This window comes from Belnapia sp. AC561 (assembly GCF_979252845.1).
In genome coordinates this window covers 1-235 of the sequence record NZ_CEEDBP010000498.1, presented here as the reverse complement: position 1 = coordinate 235, position 235 = coordinate 1, and the positions used below count along the sequence as shown (strand labels likewise).

1 protein-coding gene is annotated in these 235 nt (G+C 68.5%); it reads right to left on the bottom strand.

Going from position 1 to position 235, the window contains the following annotated elements:
- Positions 1 to 235 (bottom strand): hypothetical protein (locus AC0IW9_RS32005; RefSeq protein ID WP_471652305.1); only part of this gene is annotated, 235 nt, incomplete at both ends.

Genomic DNA, 235 nt, shown 5'->3' with positions numbered 1-235 from the left:
CAGGACGTCGGGCAGAACCTCGAAGGTGGTACCGGCATCGATGATGCGGCGGAAAAGATCCCAGTCGCAGGAGCGCCGCAGCACGATGCTCGGGTCGTACCAGCCGATGCGGTCGAAAACCGTCCGATCGAGGAGGATGCCGCCATTGGGCACGAGCACCGACGACGCGGCGATCCGCGTCCGGACCTCGTCGGGGCTCAGGGCGCCGACGCGGAAGGCGGAGCCATCGGGCTGC